This window comes from Bifidobacterium sp. LH_230 (genome assembly GCF_056357555.1).
The window spans coordinates 113516-131951 of record NZ_JBKEWJ010000001.1 but is presented as its reverse complement, the minus strand read 5'-3'; the positions used below and the strand labels follow the sequence as shown (position 1 = coordinate 131951).

14 protein-coding genes and 1 pseudogene are annotated in these 18436 nt (G+C 65.7%); 2 read left to right on the top strand and 13 right to left on the bottom strand.

Features of this window, described 5'->3' with window-relative positions; genetic code table 11:
- Positions 1-110: 110 nt before the first annotated feature.
- The 9 genes and pseudogenes from argJ to AC1A0G_RS00470 form a co-directional block, all read right to left on the bottom strand.
- A complete protein-coding gene (gene argJ, locus AC1A0G_RS00510) occupies positions 111-1283 on the bottom strand; it encodes a bifunctional glutamate N-acetyltransferase/amino-acid acetyltransferase ArgJ (protein WP_476526698.1) in 1173 nt (390 codons plus the stop codon).
- Positions 1280-2374 carry an N-acetyl-gamma-glutamyl-phosphate reductase gene (gene argC, locus AC1A0G_RS00505; protein WP_476526697.1) on the bottom strand — a complete coding sequence of 365 codons (1095 nt, stop codon included), beginning with the start codon at positions 2372-2374 and terminating at the stop codon, positions 1280-1282. The genes argJ and argC overlap by 4 nt, the downstream gene beginning before the upstream one ends.
- A gap of 142 nt (positions 2375-2516) precedes the next feature.
- Positions 2517-3218, bottom strand: coding sequence for a hypothetical protein (locus tag AC1A0G_RS00500; protein WP_476526696.1), 702 nt, complete (start codon positions 3216-3218; stop codon positions 2517-2519).
- Positions 3219-3291: 73 nt separating this feature from the next.
- The gene (gene pheT, locus AC1A0G_RS00495) at positions 3292-5898 is read right to left on the bottom strand and encodes a phenylalanine--tRNA ligase subunit beta (RefSeq protein WP_476526695.1); all 2607 of its coding nucleotides are present in this window, start codon (positions 5896-5898) and stop codon (positions 3292-3294) included.
- Positions 5899-5906: 8 nt separating this feature from the next.
- Positions 5907-6986 (bottom strand): phenylalanine--tRNA ligase subunit alpha, encoded by a 1080-nt coding sequence (gene pheS / locus AC1A0G_RS00490; RefSeq protein WP_476526831.1) that lies wholly within the window; start codon positions 6984-6986, stop codon positions 5907-5909.
- Positions 6987-7107: 121 nt separating this feature from the next.
- Positions 7108-7992, bottom strand: a complete 885-nt coding sequence (locus tag AC1A0G_RS00485) for a TrmH family RNA methyltransferase (protein WP_476526694.1) — start codon at positions 7990-7992, stop codon at positions 7108-7110.
- A gap of 70 nt (positions 7993-8062) precedes the next feature.
- A pseudogene (locus AC1A0G_RS00480) lies at positions 8063-8734 on the bottom strand (HAD family hydrolase); the annotation flags it as partial.
- Between the two features lie 66 nt (positions 8735-8800).
- A complete protein-coding gene (gene recN / locus AC1A0G_RS00475; RefSeq protein WP_476526693.1) occupies positions 8801-10582 on the bottom strand; it encodes a DNA repair protein RecN in 1782 nt (593 codons plus the stop codon).
- Complete coding sequence (locus tag AC1A0G_RS00470) at positions 10582-11529, bottom strand: NAD kinase (RefSeq protein ID WP_476526692.1); 948 nt, start codon at positions 11527-11529, stop codon at positions 10582-10584. The genes recN and AC1A0G_RS00470 overlap by 1 nt, the downstream gene beginning before the upstream one ends.
- Before the next feature lie 218 nt (positions 11530-11747).
- Here AC1A0G_RS00470 and AC1A0G_RS00465 point away from each other — a divergent pair, with 218 nt between their 5' ends.
- A complete protein-coding gene (locus AC1A0G_RS00465; protein WP_476526691.1) occupies positions 11748-13214 on the top strand; it encodes a TrkH family potassium uptake protein in 1467 nt (488 codons plus the stop codon).
- A 121-nt stretch (positions 13215-13335) separates the two neighbouring features.
- Positions 13336-13989, top strand: coding sequence for a potassium channel family protein (locus AC1A0G_RS00460; RefSeq protein WP_214373280.1), 654 nt, complete (start codon positions 13336-13338; stop codon positions 13987-13989).
- 346 nt (positions 13990-14335) lie between these two features.
- Here the strand turns inward: AC1A0G_RS00460 and AC1A0G_RS00455 are convergent, their stop codons facing one another.
- The 4 genes from AC1A0G_RS00455 to AC1A0G_RS00440 all read right to left on the bottom strand — a co-directional run bounded on the left by AC1A0G_RS00455 (position 14336) and on the right by AC1A0G_RS00440 (position 18382).
- Positions 14336-15076 (bottom strand): TlyA family RNA methyltransferase, encoded by a 741-nt coding sequence (locus AC1A0G_RS00455; protein WP_476526690.1) that lies wholly within the window; start codon positions 15074-15076, stop codon positions 14336-14338.
- 3 nt (positions 15077-15079) lie between these two features.
- Positions 15080-15208: a hypothetical protein gene (locus AC1A0G_RS00450; RefSeq protein WP_476526689.1), complete on the bottom strand. Its 129-nt coding sequence runs from the start codon at positions 15206-15208 to the stop codon at positions 15080-15082.
- A gap of 203 nt (positions 15209-15411) precedes the next feature.
- On the bottom strand, positions 15412-16452 hold the full coding sequence (locus tag AC1A0G_RS00445; protein ID WP_476526688.1) for an HAD-IIA family hydrolase: 1041 nt from the start codon (positions 16450-16452) through the stop codon (positions 15412-15414).
- A gap of 1 nt (position 16453) precedes the next feature.
- Positions 16454-18382 carry a tetratricopeptide repeat protein gene (locus tag AC1A0G_RS00440; RefSeq protein WP_476526687.1) on the bottom strand — a complete coding sequence of 643 codons (1929 nt, stop codon included), beginning with the start codon at positions 18380-18382 and terminating at the stop codon, positions 16454-16456.
- Positions 18383-18436: the final 54 nt, after the last annotated feature.

The following is an 18436-nucleotide window of genomic DNA, read 5'->3' as shown; positions in this document are numbered from 1 at the left end:
TGGTATCTCGGAGGTTCGTCGGACGGTGTCCGGTGCTCGACCGTAAGACTTGGGCGAGCGCCCCGGAGCGTGTCGAGCACCGGATACCGTCCGGCGAACCGGCAGACCCGTCAGCTTTCGTAGTCGGCGTTGATGTGGACGTATTCGTGGGTCAGGTCGTCGGTCCAGACCGTGGCCTCGGCGTCGCCGGCGTTCAGGTCGATGTCGATGTGGACCTCGCGCGGGGTCATGTCGACTTCGGAGCGGTCGCGTCCGGCTCCGCCGTTCTCGCAGATGCGTACGCCGTTGACGTCGACGGTCACCTTGGTCGAGTCGTACGGGGCGACGTCGACCGGCACGGTGCCCAGCGAGGAGACGATGCGGCCCCAGTTCGGGTCGTTGCCGCTGATCGCGCACTTGAGCAGGTTCGATGCGGCGACGGCACGGCCGCAGGCCAGTGCGGCTTCCTCGGTGGTGGCTCCGGTGACGGTGATGCGGATGTCATGGCTGGCGCCTTCTCCGTCGCCGATGATCTGGCGGGCGAGCGAAGCGCAGACGGCCGCGACGAGGTCGTTGAACTCGTCGGGGTCCGGTTCGACGCCGGACGCGCCGGAGGCGAGCAGCAGCACCGTGTCGTTGGTGGACATGCATCCGTCCACGTCGATGCGGTTGAACGACGTGTTCACGCCGGCGTTCAGCGCGGCCTGCAGCTGGCCGGCGGAGACGACGGCGTCGGTGGTGATGACGCACAGCATGGTGGCCAGCTGCGGGGCGATCATGCCCGAGCCCTTGACCATGCCGCCGATGCGCCATCCGGCCTTGCTGTCGAGCGTGACGGTCTTCGGCTTGGTGTCGGTGGTCATGATGGCGTGGGACGCGTCCGAGCCGGCCTCGGCGGTGTTCGCCAAGGTCTCATAGGCGACCTTGGCCCCGGCGAGCACGTGGTCGAGCGGCAGCAGCTCGCCGATCAGACCGGTGGAGCAGACGGCGATATCGGCCGGTTCAGTGCCGACCAGTGCGGCGACGGTCTGCGCGGTCTGTTCCGACTGGCGGTATCCGGCTTCGCCGGTGCATGCGTTCGCGCCGCCCGAGTTGAGAATCACGGCCTTGATATGACCGTCGGCCACGGCCTTGCGACTCCACTGCACTGGCGCCGCGCAGAAGCGGTTGGACGTGAACACGCCGGCCGCCGCATCCAGCGGGCCGTTGTTGACGACGAGGGCGAGATCCTTCTTGCCTTCGACGGCGGAAATGCCGGCGACCACGCCGGCCGCAGAGAATCCTTGTGCATAAGTGACGCTCACGGTGCTACTCCAATCTTGGTCAGGCCCGCATCCTCCGGCAGACCCAATGCGACGTTCAGTGACTGCACCGCTTGCCCGGCGGTGCCGCGGTTGAGATTGTCGATGGCGGCGAAGGCGATCAGGCGTCCGGCCTTGCGGTCGGTGACGACCTGGACGTGCGCCGCGTTCGATCCGATGATGTTGGCCGTGGCCGGCAGCGTGCCTTCCGGCAGCACGGAGATGAATTCCTGCCCGGCGTAGGCGTCGAGCCAGACCTTGCGAATCTCGTCATCGCTCATCGCCGCGGCCTTGGCCGTCATCGGAGCCGAGACGACGGCGAGGATGCCGCGCGACATCGGCACGAGAATCGGCGTGAAACCAAGCGTGAAACCATCGGCGGCCGTGGCGTCCTCGCCGGACGCATGGGCGAAGTTCTGCAGGATCTCGGGAATATGCCGGTGTGTGCCGCCCACGCCGTACGGCACGGCCGAACCGAATGCCTCGGCGGCGAGCAGGTTGGTGCGCTTGAGGTTCTTGCCGGCGCCCGAATAGCCGACCGCCAGATCGGCGACCAGTCCCTTTGGCTCGACCAGTCCTTCGGCGACGCCCGGCTGCATGGCCAGCGTCGTGGCGGTCACGTTGCAGCCCGGGCCGGCGATGCGCTTCGTTCCCGGCAGCAGCTCACGCTGGCGACGGTAGGAGCCGTCGGAGGCTCGCCCGAGCAGCAGTTCCGGCATGCCGTACGTCCAGTGCTCGTAGAAGTCGCCGCCATAGTATTCGTCCCATGCCGACTTGCATTCCAGCCGGTGGTCCGCGCCCAGATCGACCACCACGGCGTTCGGGTCGAGCTGCGCGGCCAGTGCGCCCGACGCGCCGTGCGGCAGCGCGAGTATGATCACGTCATGGCCGTTGAGGACTTCGGGGGTCGTATCCTCGACCGTCAGATCGGCGAGTTGCGGAATATGCGGCATGTGCTTGCCGAGCTTGTCGCCGACCGATGAGTGGCCCGCCACGCAGGTCACTTCGAAGTCGGGGTGCGTCGCGAGGATGCGCAGCGCCTCTCCGCCCGCGTATCCGGTCGCCCCCGCCACGGCCACGGTATAGTTCGCCATATCGTTGCTCTTTTCTTCTGCGTACGTCAACAACAGGCCACTATACACTTTATGCAGTACATTGCATAATTATGCAATGCGGGGTGTCCGAAAGGCGACACCCCGCATGTCCAGATCGCTCGCCGGTCCGCAAGCCGGCATTTCAGGCGCGGATCGAACCGTCCGAATTACCGCTGTAGCCGCCGGACATCATGTCGAGCATCTGCTGGTAGTAGTCGAACATGCTCATGCCGTTGATCGCAAGCCAGACTTCCATGATCGTGAAGAACACGTTGACGAACACGGCGATGAAGGCAAGCCAGAAGCCCTTCATATGGAACAGTCGCGTGCGGCGCATCGAGATGGCGCCCATGATGGCGGGTAGGACCGGCAGCGGGAAGAACAGCGCGCATACGAGCGAGACGACCGACAGCATGTCCCAGTGCCCGTACAACGGGTTCTGGTTCGGGTCGTCCATGTCGATGCCGTTGACGTATCGCGGCGTATGCGGCGGAACCGGCTGCTGGTATCCGGGCATGTTGCCGTATGGCTGCTGCCATTGGTTCGGCTGGCCGTATTGCTGATTGGGCTGCGCGTTCGGTTGGCCATATGGCTGGCCGTACGGTGCGGACGGGTTGGCGTTGGCCGGATACTGGTTCGCCGCCGGCTGCTGGGTCTGTCCGTTCGCCGCGGCCGGGGTCTGCTGCTGGTCGGTGACTGGCTTGGCTTCCGGCTTGCCGTAGACATATGGGTCGTATCCGGACGGGTATTGGTTGGCCATAGCACCGTATTCCGGCTGCTGGTACTGCCCGTACTGCGGCTGGTCGTTCGGCTGGTCGCCGGTGCTGTTCTGGGAATCGGTCATGGTCTGGGATGTCCTTACTGTCGGTTGAAAAAAGGGGCTTCCCGTTGGCGGGGAAGCCCCTTGCGTCTAGAGGTCACGCACGCAGCTGGGCGCCGAGTTCGGCGGCCTTGCTGACGATCGCCTTGCGGATCGCCTCGCTGTCGTCGGCGGTCAGCGTCTTGTCGGGCGCGCGGAACACGACGGCGAATGCGAGCGACTTCAGGCCCTCGCCGATCTGGTCGCCGGTGAACACGTCGAACAGTTCGATCGATTCGAGCGCGTCGCCTGCGGCCTCACGGATCACGGCCTCGAGCTGGGCGGCGCTCACCGAGGTCGGCACGGTGAAGGCCAGATCCTGCTTGACGGGCGGGAACGTGGAGATCGGCTTGGCCTGCACGGGCTTACCGTCGAGCGTGGCGAACAGCGCGTCGAGGTCAAGCTCGAACGCGGCGGAGTGCGCCGGGAATCCGAGCGCCTCGTTGACGTGCGGGTGCAGTTCGCCGACCATGCCGACGAACGTGCCGCCGGCCATCACACGGGCGGCGCGGCCGGGATGCCACTGGGCGGGCACGTCGGCGGCGGCCGGCTGGTCGAAGGTCAGGTCGGCGCCCAGACGGTCGGCGATGCGGCGCACCGCTTCGACGGCGTCGCTCCAGTCGACGGCGCGCTTGCCGCCGAGCCAGCCGGAGTTCTCGGCCAGACCGGTCAGGATGCCGGCCACGTGCATCGGCTGTGCGGGCAGGCCGGCGTCGAGCGCGGCGAGCTGCTCGTCGGTCGGCTTGACGCCGCCGGGCAGCGCCGGGATGGCGGGCGCGTTCGGGTCCCACAGGTAGACGTGGCCGATCTCGTACAGGGCGATGTTCTCGAGGCCGCGGCGCAGGTTGAGCTGCACGGTGCCGGCGAGGGTCGGCAGGATGTCGCGGCGCAGGTACGGGCGGTTGCCGGCCAGAGGATTGGCGACCTCGACGCTCACGGGCTTGATGGCCTCGGGATCGTACGAGAACTCCTTGTATTCCTCGTCGCCGACGAACGGGTAGCTCAGCGCTTCGACCATGCCGTATTCGGCCAGTTCGTTGGCGACCTCGCGGCGATGACGCTGCTCGGAGGTCAGTCCCACGGTGCCTTCGACCGGTGCCGGCGGCACGGTGATCGGGATCTCGTCGTAGCCGACAAGTCGGGCCACTTCCTCGACCAGATCGCACGGCTCGTTGAGGTCCGGACGCCAGCTCGGCGCGGTGACGGAGAATTCGCCGTTGCCGCCGCCGGCCACGCGGCAGCCGATGTCGGTGAGGATGTCGCTGATGCGGTTGACGTCGAGGTTCAGGCCGGCCACGCGGGCGACCTCGCTCGCCTTGAAGTGGATCGGGCGGCGGAACACGACGTTGTTGACGTCGGTCGGATGTTCGCTCGGCTCGCCGTCGCCATAGCGCGACAGCAGTTCGGCGGCCATCTGGGCGGCGGCCGGCTGCAGCTGCGAGTCGACGCCGCGCTCGAAGCGGCGGGACGCCTCGGACGGGATCTTGTGGCGGCGCGCGGAGCGGGCGATCGTCACCTGGTCGAAGTGCGCGGCCTCGAGCAGGATGTTCTTGGTGTCCGCGGTGACTTCGCCATACAGGCCGCCCATCACGCCGGCCAGGCCGAGGATGCGCGAGCCGCGGTCGCCGTTCGGCGAATCGGTGATGAGCAGGTCCTCGGTGCTCAGATCGTGGTTCTTGCCGTCGAGCGTGGTGAGCTTCTCGCCTTCGCGGGCGCGGCGCACGACGATCGGGCCTTCGATCTTGTCAAGGTCGTAGGCGTGCATCGGCTGGCCGAGGTCGAGCATCACGTAGTTGGTGACGTCCACGGCGAGCGAGATGGAACGCATGCCGGCGCGCACGAGACGGCGACGCATCCAGTTGGGCGTGTGTGCGGCCGGGTTGAAGCCGCGCACGGCGCGCGCGTAGTAGCGGTCGCAGCCGGGCACGCCGTGGATCGGGTTGTCGTCCTCGATCTGCACTTCGATGTCGGGGGTGACGTTCGGGTCGCCGGTGACGGCCGGAGCCTTCTCGTTCAGTTCGATCGCCGGGTCGACGTAGGTCGCGCCGGTCGAATGATGGTATTCGCGGGCGACGCCACGGTAGGAGAACGCGTAGCCGCGGTCCGGGGTGATGTTGATCTCGAGCAGCGGCTGGTCGAGGTGCAGCAGGTGCATCGCGTCGTCGCCGGGCTTCAAGGCCTCGTATTCGGCCGGGGTGAAGCCGTAGTTGCGCAGCAGGATGATGCCGTCGTGGTTGTCGCCCAGTCCCAGCTCGCGCTCAGAGGCGCACATGCCGTTGGAGATGTGGCCGTAGGTCTTGCGCGGTTCGATCTTGAAGTCGCCGGGCAGCACGGCTCCCGGCAAGGTGACGACGACCTTCTCGCCGGCTGCCATGTTCGGCGCGCCGCAGATGATGCCGCGCGGCACCTTGTTGCCGTTCTCGTCGGTCTCGTTGTATTCGGGGCCGACGTCGACATGGCACCAGTTGATGACCTTGCCGTTCTTCTGCGGTTCGGGGGTCGCGTCGACGACGTAGCCGACGACGATCGGGCCGGTGACCTGCGAGGAGTGGATCTCCTCTTCTTCAAGGCCGACCTTGACGAGGTCCTTGGCGAGCTGCTCGTAGGTCAGGTCTTCGGGGACCTCGACGTGGTCCTTGAGCCAATCGATATCAATCATGGGCATGGGCTATCTCACTCCCCCATCACAAACTGTTCGCTGAATCGCACGTCGCCTTCGACGAGGTCGTGCATGTCGTTGATGTCGTGGCGCAGCAGCAGCGTGCGTTCCACGCCGACGCCGAACGCGAAGCCGGTGTATACGTCCGGGTCAATGCCGGCGGACTTGAGCACGTTCGGGTTGACCATGCCGCAGCCGCCCCATTCGAGCCAGCCCGGACCGCCCTTCTTGTCGGGGAACCACAGGTCGAGCTCGGCGCTCGGCTCGGTGAACGGGAAGTAGCTCGGGCGCAGACGCGTCTTGGCTTCGGGGCCGAACATGGCGACGGCGAGCTTGTCGAGCACGCCCTTGAGATCGGCCATCGTCAGGTGCTTGTCGACGGCGAGCGCCTCGCACTGGTGGAAGACCGGCGTATGGGTGGCGTCGAGTTCGTCGGTGCGGAACACGCGGCCCGGGGACGCGATGTACAGCGGCACGCCGCGGGTGATGAGGGCGCGCACCTGGTCGGAGGAGGTCTGCGTGCGCACGACCATGTTGCTTCCGACGAAGCCGGCGGCGTCCTTGGCCTGGTTGCCCTTGACGTAGAAAGTGTCCTGCATCTGGCGGGCCGGATGGTCGGGGCCGAAGTTCAGGGCGTCGAAGTTGTACCATTCGGTTTCCACTTCGGGGCCGGCGGAGATCTGCCAGCCCATCGAGGTGAAGAAGTCTTCGATGTCCTCGATCACGCGGGAGATCGGGTGGCGCGCGCCGAGCGGCTTGCGCTCGACGGGCAGCGTCATGTCGACGGTTTCGGCGGCGAGCGCCTTGGCTTCCTCGTCGGCCTTGACCTGTGCGTCCTTCGCGCCGAACGCGCGGCCGAAGTCGGCGCGCAGCTTGCTCATGAGCTTGCCGGCGTCCTTCTTCTGGTCGACCGGCAGCGAGCCGATGGCCTTGCTGGACTGGGTCAGCGCGCTGATGACCTCGCTTTTGATGGCTTTCAGTTCCTCCGAGCTGGAGGCGTTCTCGATTTTCGCTATGCCGTCGTTGACCGCGTCGGTCACCGCTTGGGCATCGAATTGCACTTCTGCCACGAGCACCCTTTCCTTGACTTGCATCATCGCATGTTCGAAAACATGCATTTTTCAAGCATTAAACCAACTTCACATTGTCCCTATATGACTCGACATAGGGGCGTGTGAAGGCTCACATGCGTTGTGTTGCCGCCACCCTGCCGTGTCACCGGGTCATGGCGAGGCTCATGAGCATCACCGCGGCGGAGGTACTGAGGTTGAGCGATTCTGCTTTGCCGTATAGCGGGATGGAGACGATACGGTCGCACTGTTCGAGCACGGCTTGCGGCAGTCCGCGTGCCTCGTTGCCGAACAGGATCGCCTCGCCGGCCGGGCTTGCACCGGAGGCCAGCGCGTCGCGGCGTTCGGCGAGCACGTCCGGCAAGGATTCGGGGCTGCGCCGATCCGTGCCGTACACGTCGGCCGCGACCACCGTCATGCCCTGTTCGCGCGACCATGCGAGGAATTCGTCCGTTCCCATCGTCACGATGGGCAGGTGGAACAGCGATCCGGCGGTGGAACGGATGACCTTCGGGTTGAACGGGTCCACGCATTCGTCGACGAGCACGACCGCATCGCATCCGGCCGCGTCGGCCGCACGGATCACCGTGCCCGCGTTGCCCGGGTCGCGTACCTGCCAGAATGCGGCGACGAACGGCTCGCCGTCGTCGTCATGCCTGACGTCGTCGTATCGCAGCGCCTCCCGCATGGCATGAAGATCGCCCACGGCGGCGATGCCCTGCGCGTCGGAGCTGATCTTCGTCATGACCGCGCGGGTCGCCTTGTGCACGTAGACGCCGGATTGCAGCGCCTTGCCGGCGATCTTGGCGATTGTTGGGTTGGCGAACGGGGAGTCGGGCTGGTCGCCGTCGACCTCGACGTACAGGTCCTGCACCACGTCCGGATGCCACAGCACGGCTTCGCGTACGGACTGCGGTCCTTCGATGAGAAACCGCCCGGAGCGTTCGCGGGTTTTGCGGTTGGTCAGATCCGCGGCGCGGCGGATGCGTTCGGCCTTGACATTGGCCAGTACTTCAGCGGAAATCGGCATATTCGCTACCCTACCTTACCGTCGTGCGTTCGCCGGATTCCCGTGCGTCGCCCGGCCGGCCGGACGATTGCAGTCTCTTCGGCGCGTCGGCGAAGTCGAAGAGCACGCCGTCCGCGATGTCGCAGATAGCCGGCCAGTCCCTGTCCGACGAGTCGTCGTGCATGGCCCACACGCTCATGCCGGCGGATTTCGCCGATTGCACGCCGACCAGCAGATCCTCGAACACGGTGCAGTCCTCGGGCTGCACGCCAAGCCGGCTCGCGGCCAGCAGGTATACGTCCGGCCTGTCCTTGCCGACGTCGCCCGCATCGTCGACGCTGACGACGCACTCGAAAAGGTCGAGGATGCCGACGTGTTGCATCGCCGGTTCGCGCAGCGCCGGGGGCAGCGAAGTGGCGACCGCCAGCTTGGCGCCGGTGCCCTTGAGATACCGCAGGTATTCGACGGCGTGGGGTTTGGCCTCCACGACGGTGGAATAGGCGACGCGTGCCATGTCGTCCCATTCCTGCATCAGTTCCTCTGGCGTATCCGTCAGGCCGAACCGGGCGATCGTGTATTCGGCGATCTGTCGGAACTGCATGGCAGCGACCTTGATCATGTAATCGCCCGGGACCTCGATGCCTCTGCGGGCAAGGAAGTCGATGTCCACCTGATCCCACACGCCCATCGAATCGAGCAGCGTGCCGTCGAGGTCGAAGATGGCGGCCTTGCCGGTGTTATCGGTCGTATTCTGTACCGTCATTGGGATGTCTTTCTCTATGTCATGTGTCGGTCATGGTTTCAAACGCTGGCGCAACCGTCCATGGCGCTATAGGGTCGACGAATCGAGCAGTTCCCGCGCGTGGTCGAGCGAGGCTTCGGATTCCGATCCGGAGAGCATACGGGCGATTTCGCGTACGCGCGCGTCGCCCTGCACCTGTTCGACGGTGGTGACGACGCCGACCGCATCGTCGTCCGCGTCCGGCGGCTCCTTGGTGACGACGAACTGCGTGTCCGCCCAGCTGGCGACCTGCGCCAGATGCGTGACGACGATGACCTGCGAGGTCCGTGCGAGACGTGCGAGACGACGCCCCAGTTCGACGGCGGTTTTGCCGCCCACGCCGGCGTCCACCTCGTCGAAGATGAACGTCATCGAGGACGTCTGGTTGACATGCCGGTCGGCGGCCGACAGTTCCATGGCAAGCATGAGACGGCTCAGTTCGCCGCCGGACGCGCTTTTGCCCATCGGCAGCGCCGGCGCGCCCTCATATGGGGTGAACATGAACGCGATATCGTCGCAGCCGGTCGCATCGAGTGGCCATGTGGCCGTTTTCCCGGTTCCCGCGCGTTCGACGACGGTGATGTTCAGTTCGGCGCCGTCCATCGCCAGCGAGGTCAGTTCTGCGCTCACCGTGGCGGCCAGGGACTTGGCCGCGGCGGCACGGGCGGCGTGCAGCCGTTCGGCGGCGGACTTCGCCTTGGAGAACAGTTCGGCGCGTTCCTGTTGCAGTTCCGCCACCTTTTCCGGCGACGCGTCAAGGTCCTCCATGTCGAACACGGCCTTGTCGCGCCATGCGATCACGTCGGTCAGCGTCGGCCCCCATCGGCGGGTCAGTTCCCCCAGTTCGTGGATGCGGGCGTTGATCTCGTCGAGGTTGTCCATGTCGTCTTCCACGTCAAGCTCACGGCTGAGCGAATACACGACGTCCGACAGGTCGGCGTTGATGGATTCGAGACGGGTGGCCAGTTCGCCGAAATCGCCGTCGGCGCGGATCGAACGCAATGCCTGCGCCGCATGGTTGATGAGTTCCGCAGCACCGGCCTCATCACCGTCGACGCCCACCTGCGAGGCGTCCAGTGCGGCAAGCGCGCCCGACACGCCCTGCGCGATGTCGGCGGCGTTCTCGATGCGGGAACGCTTGGCCTTGAGCTCGTCGTCCTCGCCCGGCTGCGGGTCGACGCGGTTGATGCGTTCGATGGACTCGCGCAGGTAATCGGCCTGCTGACGGGCGGACGCCTCCTGATGCTCCATGCGCCGCAGACGCTCGTCCAATGAGCACAGGGCGTCCCAGTCCCGCCGGTAGTCGTCCAGTTCCTTGCCGTCGCCGGCCACCATGTCGAGGAATTCGCGCTGTCGCGCCGCGGATGCGATGCGCAGCTGGTCGGCCTGGCCATGGATGGTGACCAGCTCGCCGGACAGGTCTCCCAGCAGGGCACGGGGTACGCTGCGCCCGTTCACCACGGCCCGGGAACGGCCCGATCCCGGTACGATACGGGACAGGAACAGCTCCCCGTCCTCCGGTTCGATGCCCGCGTCGCGGCAGATGCGGGCCACCGCCGGATCGGCCGCACCGTCCGATGAACCGTCGGATGACGAGACCTCGGCCTGCGAAGCCCCGCCGATCGCGAACACGCCCTGCGCCCATGCCTTCTGCGCCCCGGGCGAGACACGCCCCGAATCAGCGGCGCCTCCGGAGATCAGTTTGATGGCGCTCAGCAGCATCGACTTGCCGGCACCGGTTTCGCCGGTGATGGCGGTCATGCCCGGGGCCGGCGTCAGCAATGCGTGCCGGATAGGCCCCAGATCTCGGATTTCCAGTTCCTCCAGCATCAGCGGCTCCCCCCGGCATGGTCGGCGCCGTCCGGGAAGACGTGACCGTGATGCACCGGCTGGCCGCCGCGGGCCTGCTCGCGCCAGCCGACGACCGGCAGATCGAATTTGGTGACGAGACGGTTGGTGAACGGCACGCCGGACAGTCGCGCCAGACGCAGGGTGTCCTTGGACTGGCGCACCTCGATGCGCGTGCCCTTGGGCAATGCGCGCTGGCGGCGGCCGTCGCAGCAGATCCACCCGTCCGACATCGAATCGTCGAGGATGTCCATCGCGAACGTCGAGCCGGCCCCGATGATGAGCGGACGCGCGAACAGCGCGTGGGCCGCCAACGGCACCAGCTGCAGGGCCTGCACGTTCGGCCACATGATCGGGCCACCCGCTGAGAACGCGTAGGCGGTCGAACCGGTCGGCGTGGAGACGATCACGCCGTCGCATCCGAACGAGCTCATCTCCACGTCATCGACTCGGATCGACAGCTCGACCATCTTGCCGCGGTCGGCACGTTCGACCGTGATGTCATTGAGCGCCCAATCCCCCAGCGGTTCGCCTGCTCCCGGCAGCCAGACGTCGACGTGCGCGATCATGCGTTCGTCGATCGAATAGTCGTGGGCGGCCACGCGGCGGATCGCCTCGCTCATCTGGAAGCTTTCGAATTCCGCGAGGAACCCGACGTGCCCGAGGTTGACGCCGAGGATCGGCACCTGCGTGCAATGCACGAGTTCCGCCGCGCGCAGGATCGTGCCGTCGCCGCCGAGCACCACCACGATCTCCGTGTTGTCGGGCACCACGGCGGGGCGCGTGCCGAACTGGGGAGCCTCCGTGTTGTCGATGATCGAGACCTCGAAACCGGCACCGCGCAGCTGCGCCACGGCCTCGGCCACGACCGTGCCGCTTTCGCGAAGACGGGTGTGCGTCACCACCACCGCGTGTCGAACGCCAACCATCGCATCCCCCTTGCCCGCAGGAACTATGAACAGGTCCTATCCTAACCGAACCGACCGAAAAAATCGAACACATGTTCGCATGACACGCCGCGGCCCACCTTGCGCCACGCCGTGCGAGGCCGGTTCGCCGCGCCTCGTTCTCACGCGCAGGGCATAGAATGTCCTCACGCATACCGCAGCAGGACCATAGGCCATATTTAGCGAATAAGGAGGGCGCCATGTCGAATCTCGTGTTTGACGAGTCCTCCTCGAACCGCGAATCCTCGCGCGGCTACGCCTGGTGGTTCTCCGGAGACACCTTCGAGAAGGCCGCGGCCGACGAACGTCGCGCCACGCGCAAGCACACGTTCCGCCAGCATATGACTTCGCATCCGGGACGACTGACGATCCTGTACTTCGCCGTGCTGGTCGTCATCGCCACCGGCATGCTGATGCTGCCGATGGCCACGCCGCCCGACGAGACCACGACGTTCTCGACCGCACTGTTCACGGCGATCTCCGCGCTGTCCACCTGCGGCATCTCGATCGTCAACTCCACGACCCACTGGACCGAGTTCGGACAGGCGATCCTGCTGGTGTCGGTGCAGATGGGCGGCCTCGGCGTCATGACCTTCGCCTCGATGATCGCTCTGGCGATCAACCATCATATGAAGGCGACGCAACGACTGCTGACCGCCACGGAACTGGGCACCACGAAGCTGTCCGAGATCCGAGGCGTATTGACCGTGGTCATCACGACCACGTTCGTCATCGAAACGATCACGTTCTTCGCCCTGTTCCCGGGCCTGTGGTCCATCAACCGCGGCGACTGGGGCCGAACCGCGTGGGAGGCGCTGTTCTTCGCCGTCATGTCGTACAACAACGCCGGGTTCACGGCGGACGGCGCGGGACTGCATGTGAACAACTGGGCCGTGGGCATGCCAATCATGATGTCCGCGTTCTGCGGCACGCTCGGATTCCCCGTCATCCTGAACCTCATGCGCTGCGCCCGCAAACATGTGCCGCCGCGCCGGTGGAGTCTGCACACGAAGGTGACGCTGACGATGACGTTCCTGATCGTCGCGGCCTCGCTGGCATGGTTCCTAGCGGTCGAATGGGACAATCCGTACCTGTTCAAGGACGCCGACGTGGAAACGCGTCTGCGGCACGCCGTGGTCGCGGCTGTCATGCCGCGCAGCTCCGGATTCGATCTGTCGTGGGTGCCGCAGGTCAGCGAGGCCACGAAGGTGTTCATGAGCATCGTCATGTTCATCGGCGGCGGCAGCACGTCGACCGCGGGCGGCATCCGCGTCACCACGTTCGCGGTGATCCTGCTGGTGTGCCGCGCCTCGTTCACCGGTCATAAAGACATCAACGCGTTTCGCCGCCGCATCCACACCGATGTGGCGATGACGGCCGTGAGCATCACCACCACATGCCTGATGCTGGTGCTCGGTGCGGCGATGGCTCTGATGCTCGTGTCCGACGCGACGCTGACGAATGCGCTGTTCGACGCGTGCTCGGCGTTCGGTCTTGGCGGCTATACGGTCGGTGTGGCCCGTGAGGACAATCCGGCCGCGTTGGGCATCCTCGCGTTCACGATGGTGGTGGGCCGTCTCGGCCCGATGACGATCGCGTATTCGATCAGCCGGCCGCGCGCGCTGGAAACCGTGCGCTACCCCACCGAACCGCTGGTGGTGGGCTGATCCGGCCGAACGGCAACTTCCGCGGCCTGCTCGCCTACCGCCAAAAGAACGGTATGATTCATAACCGGAAGTTAGTTGTTCATCAGTGATGCGCGTGCGCGGGAAATGAGGGACCACAGTCATGGCAGTCAACGGCAGAAGCATTCTGGTGGTGGGACTGGGCCGTTTCGGCAGTTCGGTGGCGACCACGCTGGATGCGATGGGCCAGGACGTGCTGGCCGTCGACAAGGACCCGGAACTGGTCAACCGCTGGTCGTCGCAGATTCCGACCGTGCAGGCGGACATGACCGACGTGCTGGCGCTGGAACAGCTCAACGCGTCCGACTTCAACACGGCCATCGTGGCGATCGGCGACAGCGTCGAGGCATCGGTCATCGCCACCGGCAACCTGCTGGACGCCGGCATCTCCGACATCTGGGCGAAGTCGGTGTCGAAGGAGCATGCGCGCATCCTGCAGCGCATCGGCGCACGGCACATCATCAACGCGGAGACGGACGCCGGCAAACGCGTCGGCCATCTGGTGTCCGGCAACTATCTCGACTACATCGAAATCGAGGGCGCGCACACGGTCGTCAAGATCCACACGCCGCAGCATGTGGTCGGCTACAGCATCGAGGACGCGAAGGTGCATGAGCGCTACGGCATCACCGTGGTCGGCATCAAATCCCCCGGCAAGGAGTTCCAGTACGGTTCCAAGGAACTGGTCATGCACCGCAACGACGAGCTCATCATCATGGGCAAGGAAGACCAGATCGACAAATTCATCCGCGGCTGATTTTTTCACGGTCATCCCGTCGCTGGTGTGGGGCGGTATCTGTGATGTTCGACACGCTCCGGGGCGCTCGCCCAAGTCTTACGGTCGATCATCACAGATGCCTCCCCACACCAGTCGTTAAGCACCCAAGACAAGCAAAACTGGCGTATCTAAGCTGGTCAGATACATCCTCTAACGAAACATCACGAACACCATCTGGATACAGTTGACCCAGCCCAGCGAGGGTCGGTCTGGCGTATGCGATGTCAGACCGTAAGACTTGGGCGAGCGCCCCGGAGCGTGTCGGACATCGCATACGCCAGATCGACCCGGACACCGCACTATCGAAACATTGCTGATCACTGCATTACAGCGAGACCCACGCGTACAGCAAGTATTCGGCGTTACCGTGGGTGCCTTCGATGGGCGAGTCGGCCGTGGCGACGACGTCCAGTCCGTGTTCGGCGGCGCATTGCGTGACCTTGCGCAATGCCTGTTCGCGCAGGGCCGGGTCCTCCACGATGCCGTGACGATCCAGTCCCTCGCGCCCGACCTCGAACTGCGGTTTGACCAGCAGCACGATATGCGCGCCGGGTGCGGCTATGCGTGCGATGACCGGGATCACGTAGGTCAGTGAGATGAACGACACGTCGGAGACGATCATCTGCGGACGGTATGGCAGACTGTCGGCGGTCACGTCTCGGATGTTGACGCCGTCCATGCGGATGACGCGAGGATCGTCGGCGACGCGCGGGTCGAGCTGGTCGTGTCCGACGTCGAGCGCGATGACCTGTGCGGCGCCGCGTCGCAGCAGCACCTGCGTGAATCCGCCCGTGGACGCACCGATGTCAAGGCATTGCAATCCGTCCGGAGCCGGCAACCCGTCGGCGGCGAACACATCGAATGCGCCGACCAGCTTGTATGCGCCGCGCGAGACGTAGTCGTCGCCTTTGTCGACGCTGATCGACGCATCCGCGTCGACGTTCATGGACGGTTTGGACGCGACCGCTCCCCCGACCGTCACATGGCCGGCTTTGATGAGTTTCTGCGCTTTGGAACGGCTGTCGACCAGTCCGAGATCGACCAGCAGGGAGTCAAGTCGTGCCATAGGTCACCGGTTGTCGTCGAGTTCGTGCTGGAGCCGGTCGAGCACGTCTTGGAATGCGGCGATGCGCTGCGGCATGTCCTTGGCGTCCAGATCGGCCAGTTCGGGCAGCCGTTGGGTCAGGTCGTCGGGCATGAGGAACTCCTTCGAGTGAACAAGTGAACATCGCAGACGGCCTCCTCACGGGGAGGAGGCCGCTTAATGCTTTGCCGACCTCATACTTGGTCGAGTTTAATGTGATGGGTCTGACGCTCCCTCAGTCGGCTTTGCCGATGGCTCCCTCAACCGAGGGAGCCGAGACAAAAGCAGCGAGGAACACAATCAGAGTCCAACCAGTGTCAGAGCGCGAAATCAGGCAACGTGACGGCCGCCGTATCGCCGCCGTTGTCGGCGTACGCCCACATGAGGGCGCAGGCCGCGCGCAGGACGTCCATGCTGGTCGTGTCGCTGACCGTCAGCACGTCGTCACGCAGCGTGGCGGACGCCCCTCCGCACGTCCACGACGATCCGTCGTCACCTGCGGCGACGGCTGCCGGTTGTGCTTCGAGCAGTCCGCGCAGGTCCTTGACGATGTAGGTCGGTCGCAGATGCGCCGGCGCGAGCATCAGCTCGTGCGGATTGGTCACGCCGGTGAGCACGGCCAGCGAATCGTAGCCGCCGCGGTTGCCGGCTTCGATATCGGTGTCGAGACGGTCGCCGATCGCCAGACACGCATCCTTGGCCACCGGTTCCGTATCGTCTCCGGCCGCGAGCAGTCGCGCCTCGTCGTACATCGCGGATTCGGGCTTGCCGGCCGAGGCGACCGGTTCGACGCCGGTCGCGTTGATGACGGCCTGGATCATCGACCCGCAGCCGGGCGCGATGCCCAGCTCGCGCGGGATCGTCAGGTCCCGGTTGGTGACGAAATACGTTGCGCCGCGCTCGACGGCGAACGCGACCTCGGCCATCTCCTGCCAGCGCATGTCCGGATACCAGCCCTGGATCACGGCCACCGGCTCGTCGGCCGCGCCGTCGACCACGATCAGCCCCTGCTTGGAGACCTCCTCGCGCAGATGCTCGGCGCCCAATACCAGCACCTTGGAGCCGGCCGGCACGTGACGGCGCACCATGCGCGCGGCGACCACCGATGAGGTGATGACCTGATGCGGTTCGACCTCAAGGTCGAAACCGCGCAGCTGGTCCGCGACCACACGCTGGAAGCGCGACGAATTGTTCGTCGTGTATTCGATGGTCATGCCGGCCGATTCGGCTTGGCGAATCGATTCGGCGGCGTGTTCGACCGGGTTCTTGCCCCGGTACACCACACCGTCGAGGTCGAGCAGCGCAAGCCGATAGGCTTGCGCGATCGGCTTGTCGGTGGATTTGAGCATACCCGTCATCTCACTCGGCGTCGGAGGAATCGTTCGCCTCGTCAGCGTCGGCGGTCTCATCCGCGTCGGCGGCGTCATCGATGCCGGTTTCCGGCTCGACGGCGGAATCGGAGCCGTCCTGCGCCTCCTGGGCCGGCAGCACGGACTCGTCGTCCGCGTCAGCGGCATCCTCGGATTCGTGCTCGGCGGATTCGCTCATACCGGCGACCTCCTTCACGTCCTCGGCATCGTCCGAGTCCTCGTCGCCCGAAGCGGTGCCGTCGTCCTCGGACTCGCCTTCGGCCTCGTCGGCATCCTCGTCATCATCGGCCGGCGCGTACTGCGCGTCGTCCTCGCTGATGCCGAGCATGTCGAGCTCGTCGTCGCTGAACCGTTCGAGATCGTGGTCGATCACGGCGTCGTTGACGGCCTCGTCATCATCCGCGTACTGCAGTTCGAGCTTGTCGAGCAGCGGATCGAGATCGGCCGCTTCCTCGCCACGGCCGGCCTCCTCGAGGAAGTACTGCTCGGCCTGGATGGCACGCATGCGGTACTCGCCCGGCAGGCCCTTGGAACGGCCGATCGTGTGCACGATCTCGATGGCCTTGTCGATCTGGTCGAGGTCGGCGAGGGCGCCCGCGTACACGAGGAACATCTCGACCTTGGACTCGCCGCGCAGCTGCTTGGCATCGTCGGAGGTCGCCACTTCGACGGCCTTCTTCGGGTTGCCGGTGCCGCGCTCGCAGTCGGCGATGAACGGCAGGTAGTCCGGGAATCCGTTCATGCGGTAGGCGGTGCGGAACTCGCGCAGCGCGAGCTTGTAGTCGCCCTGACGGTACGCGACGAATGCGAGCGTCTCGCGGGCGAAGTCGATGCGGGACGCCTGACGGGCCACCCACTTGGCGTGTGCCAGCGCCAGCTCCGGGTTGGACTCCTCGAGCGCGTAGGCGGCGAGGATGTGCAGACCGATGTTCTCGGCGTGCTCCTTGGACAGGCCACGCAGACGTTCTCGCTCGTCGGTCGACAACATCGACCATTCCATGCCCTTGGGCATCTTCGGCTCATCGGGGCGACGCGCCGTGTACGGGTTCTGCGACGGGAAGCTCATCGTGCCGTCGGAGTTGCGGCGCGGGCCGCGCTCCATGTATTCGCGGCGCTTCGTCTCGCGGTATTCGCGCTTCTCTTCCGGCGTGAACTCGCGACGTTCGCCGTCACCGCGACGCTCGGCGCCGCGCTCGCTGCGGCGGTCGTCACGCTTGAAGTCGCGACGATCATCGCGACGGAAGTCCTTGTGCTCGCCGTCACGATGGAAGTCGCGACGCTCGCCATCGTTACGACGATCATGATCGCGGTGGAAGTCACGACGGTCATCGCCGCCGCGGAACGAACGGCCGCCGTCACGACGGTCATCGCGACGGTAGCGCGGATTGTCGCCGCCCTGACGACGGTCGTCACGACGGAAATCACGACGGTCGCCATCGCAGTGGAAGTCGCGACGCTCGCCGTCGGTACGCTTGAAATCGCGGCGATCGCCGTCACGACGCTCACCGTCGCGATGGAAATCCTTGCGATCATCGTCACGACGGAAGCCGCCGTTACCGCGGTAGCCGCCGCGCTCGCCATCCTTGCGGTAGCCGCCCTTGTGGAAGCCGCCCGACTTGCCGCCGCGGAAACCGCCGCGCTCGCCGTCACGGTGGAAGTCGCGACGTTCGCCGCCCTCGCGGTTGAATTCGCGGCCTTCGCCGGTGCCCTCGCGGTCGCGACGGAAGCCGCCGTCCTTATGGAATCCGCCCTTGTGGAAGCCACCGGACTTGCCGTTGCCGTCCTTGCGGTAGCCGCCGCGCGAGCCGCCGAAGGAACGACCGCCGCCGTTGCCGCCGCGGCCACCCGGACGACCGGAGCCGTAGGACTTGCGATTGCCGTATGATTTGCCGCCCGAGCGGCCCTGTTCTTCTGCCATTGATGTCCTTCACTGATATGCCCGGCTCCCCCGCAATCAGGAGAGCCGGGATCC

Coding starts and splice junctions, on each gene's coding strand:
- argC (WP_476526697.1), bottom strand. CDS start 2,374: ATGGCGAACTATACCGTGGCCGTGGCGGGGGCGACCGGATACGCGGGC.
- AC1A0G_RS00500 (WP_476526696.1), bottom strand. CDS start 3,218: ATGACCGATTCCCAGAACAGCACCGGCGACCAGCCGAACGACCAGCCG.
- pheT (WP_476526695.1), bottom strand. CDS start 5,898: ATGCCCATGATTGATATCGATTGGCTCAAGGACCACGTCGAGGTCCCC.
- pheS (WP_476526831.1), bottom strand. CDS start 6,986: ATGCAAGTCAAGGAAAGGGTGCTCGTGGCAGAAGTGCAATTCGATGCC.
- AC1A0G_RS00485 (WP_476526694.1), bottom strand. CDS start 7,992: ATGCCGATTTCCGCTGAAGTACTGGCCAATGTCAAGGCCGAACGCATC.
- recN (WP_476526693.1), bottom strand. CDS start 10,582: ATGCTGGAGGAACTGGAAATCCGAGATCTGGGGCCTATCCGGCACGCA.
- AC1A0G_RS00470 (WP_476526692.1), bottom strand. CDS start 11,529: ATGGTTGGCGTTCGACACGCGGTGGTGGTGACGCACACCCGTCTTCGC.
- AC1A0G_RS00465 (WP_476526691.1), top strand. CDS start 11,748: ATGTCGAATCTCGTGTTTGACGAGTCCTCCTCGAACCGCGAATCCTCG.
- AC1A0G_RS00460 (WP_214373280.1), top strand. CDS start 13,336: ATGGCAGTCAACGGCAGAAGCATTCTGGTGGTGGGACTGGGCCGTTTC.
- AC1A0G_RS00455 (WP_476526690.1), bottom strand. CDS start 15,076: ATGGCACGACTTGACTCCCTGCTGGTCGATCTCGGACTGGTCGACAGC.
- AC1A0G_RS00450 (WP_476526689.1), bottom strand. CDS start 15,208: ATGCCCGACGACCTGACCCAACGGCTGCCCGAACTGGCCGATCTGGAC.
- AC1A0G_RS00445 (WP_476526688.1), bottom strand. CDS start 16,452: ATGACGGGTATGCTCAAATCCACCGACAAGCCGATCGCGCAAGCCTAT.
- AC1A0G_RS00440 (WP_476526687.1), bottom strand. CDS start 18,382: ATGGCAGAAGAACAGGGCCGCTCGGGCGGCAAATCATACGGCAATCGC.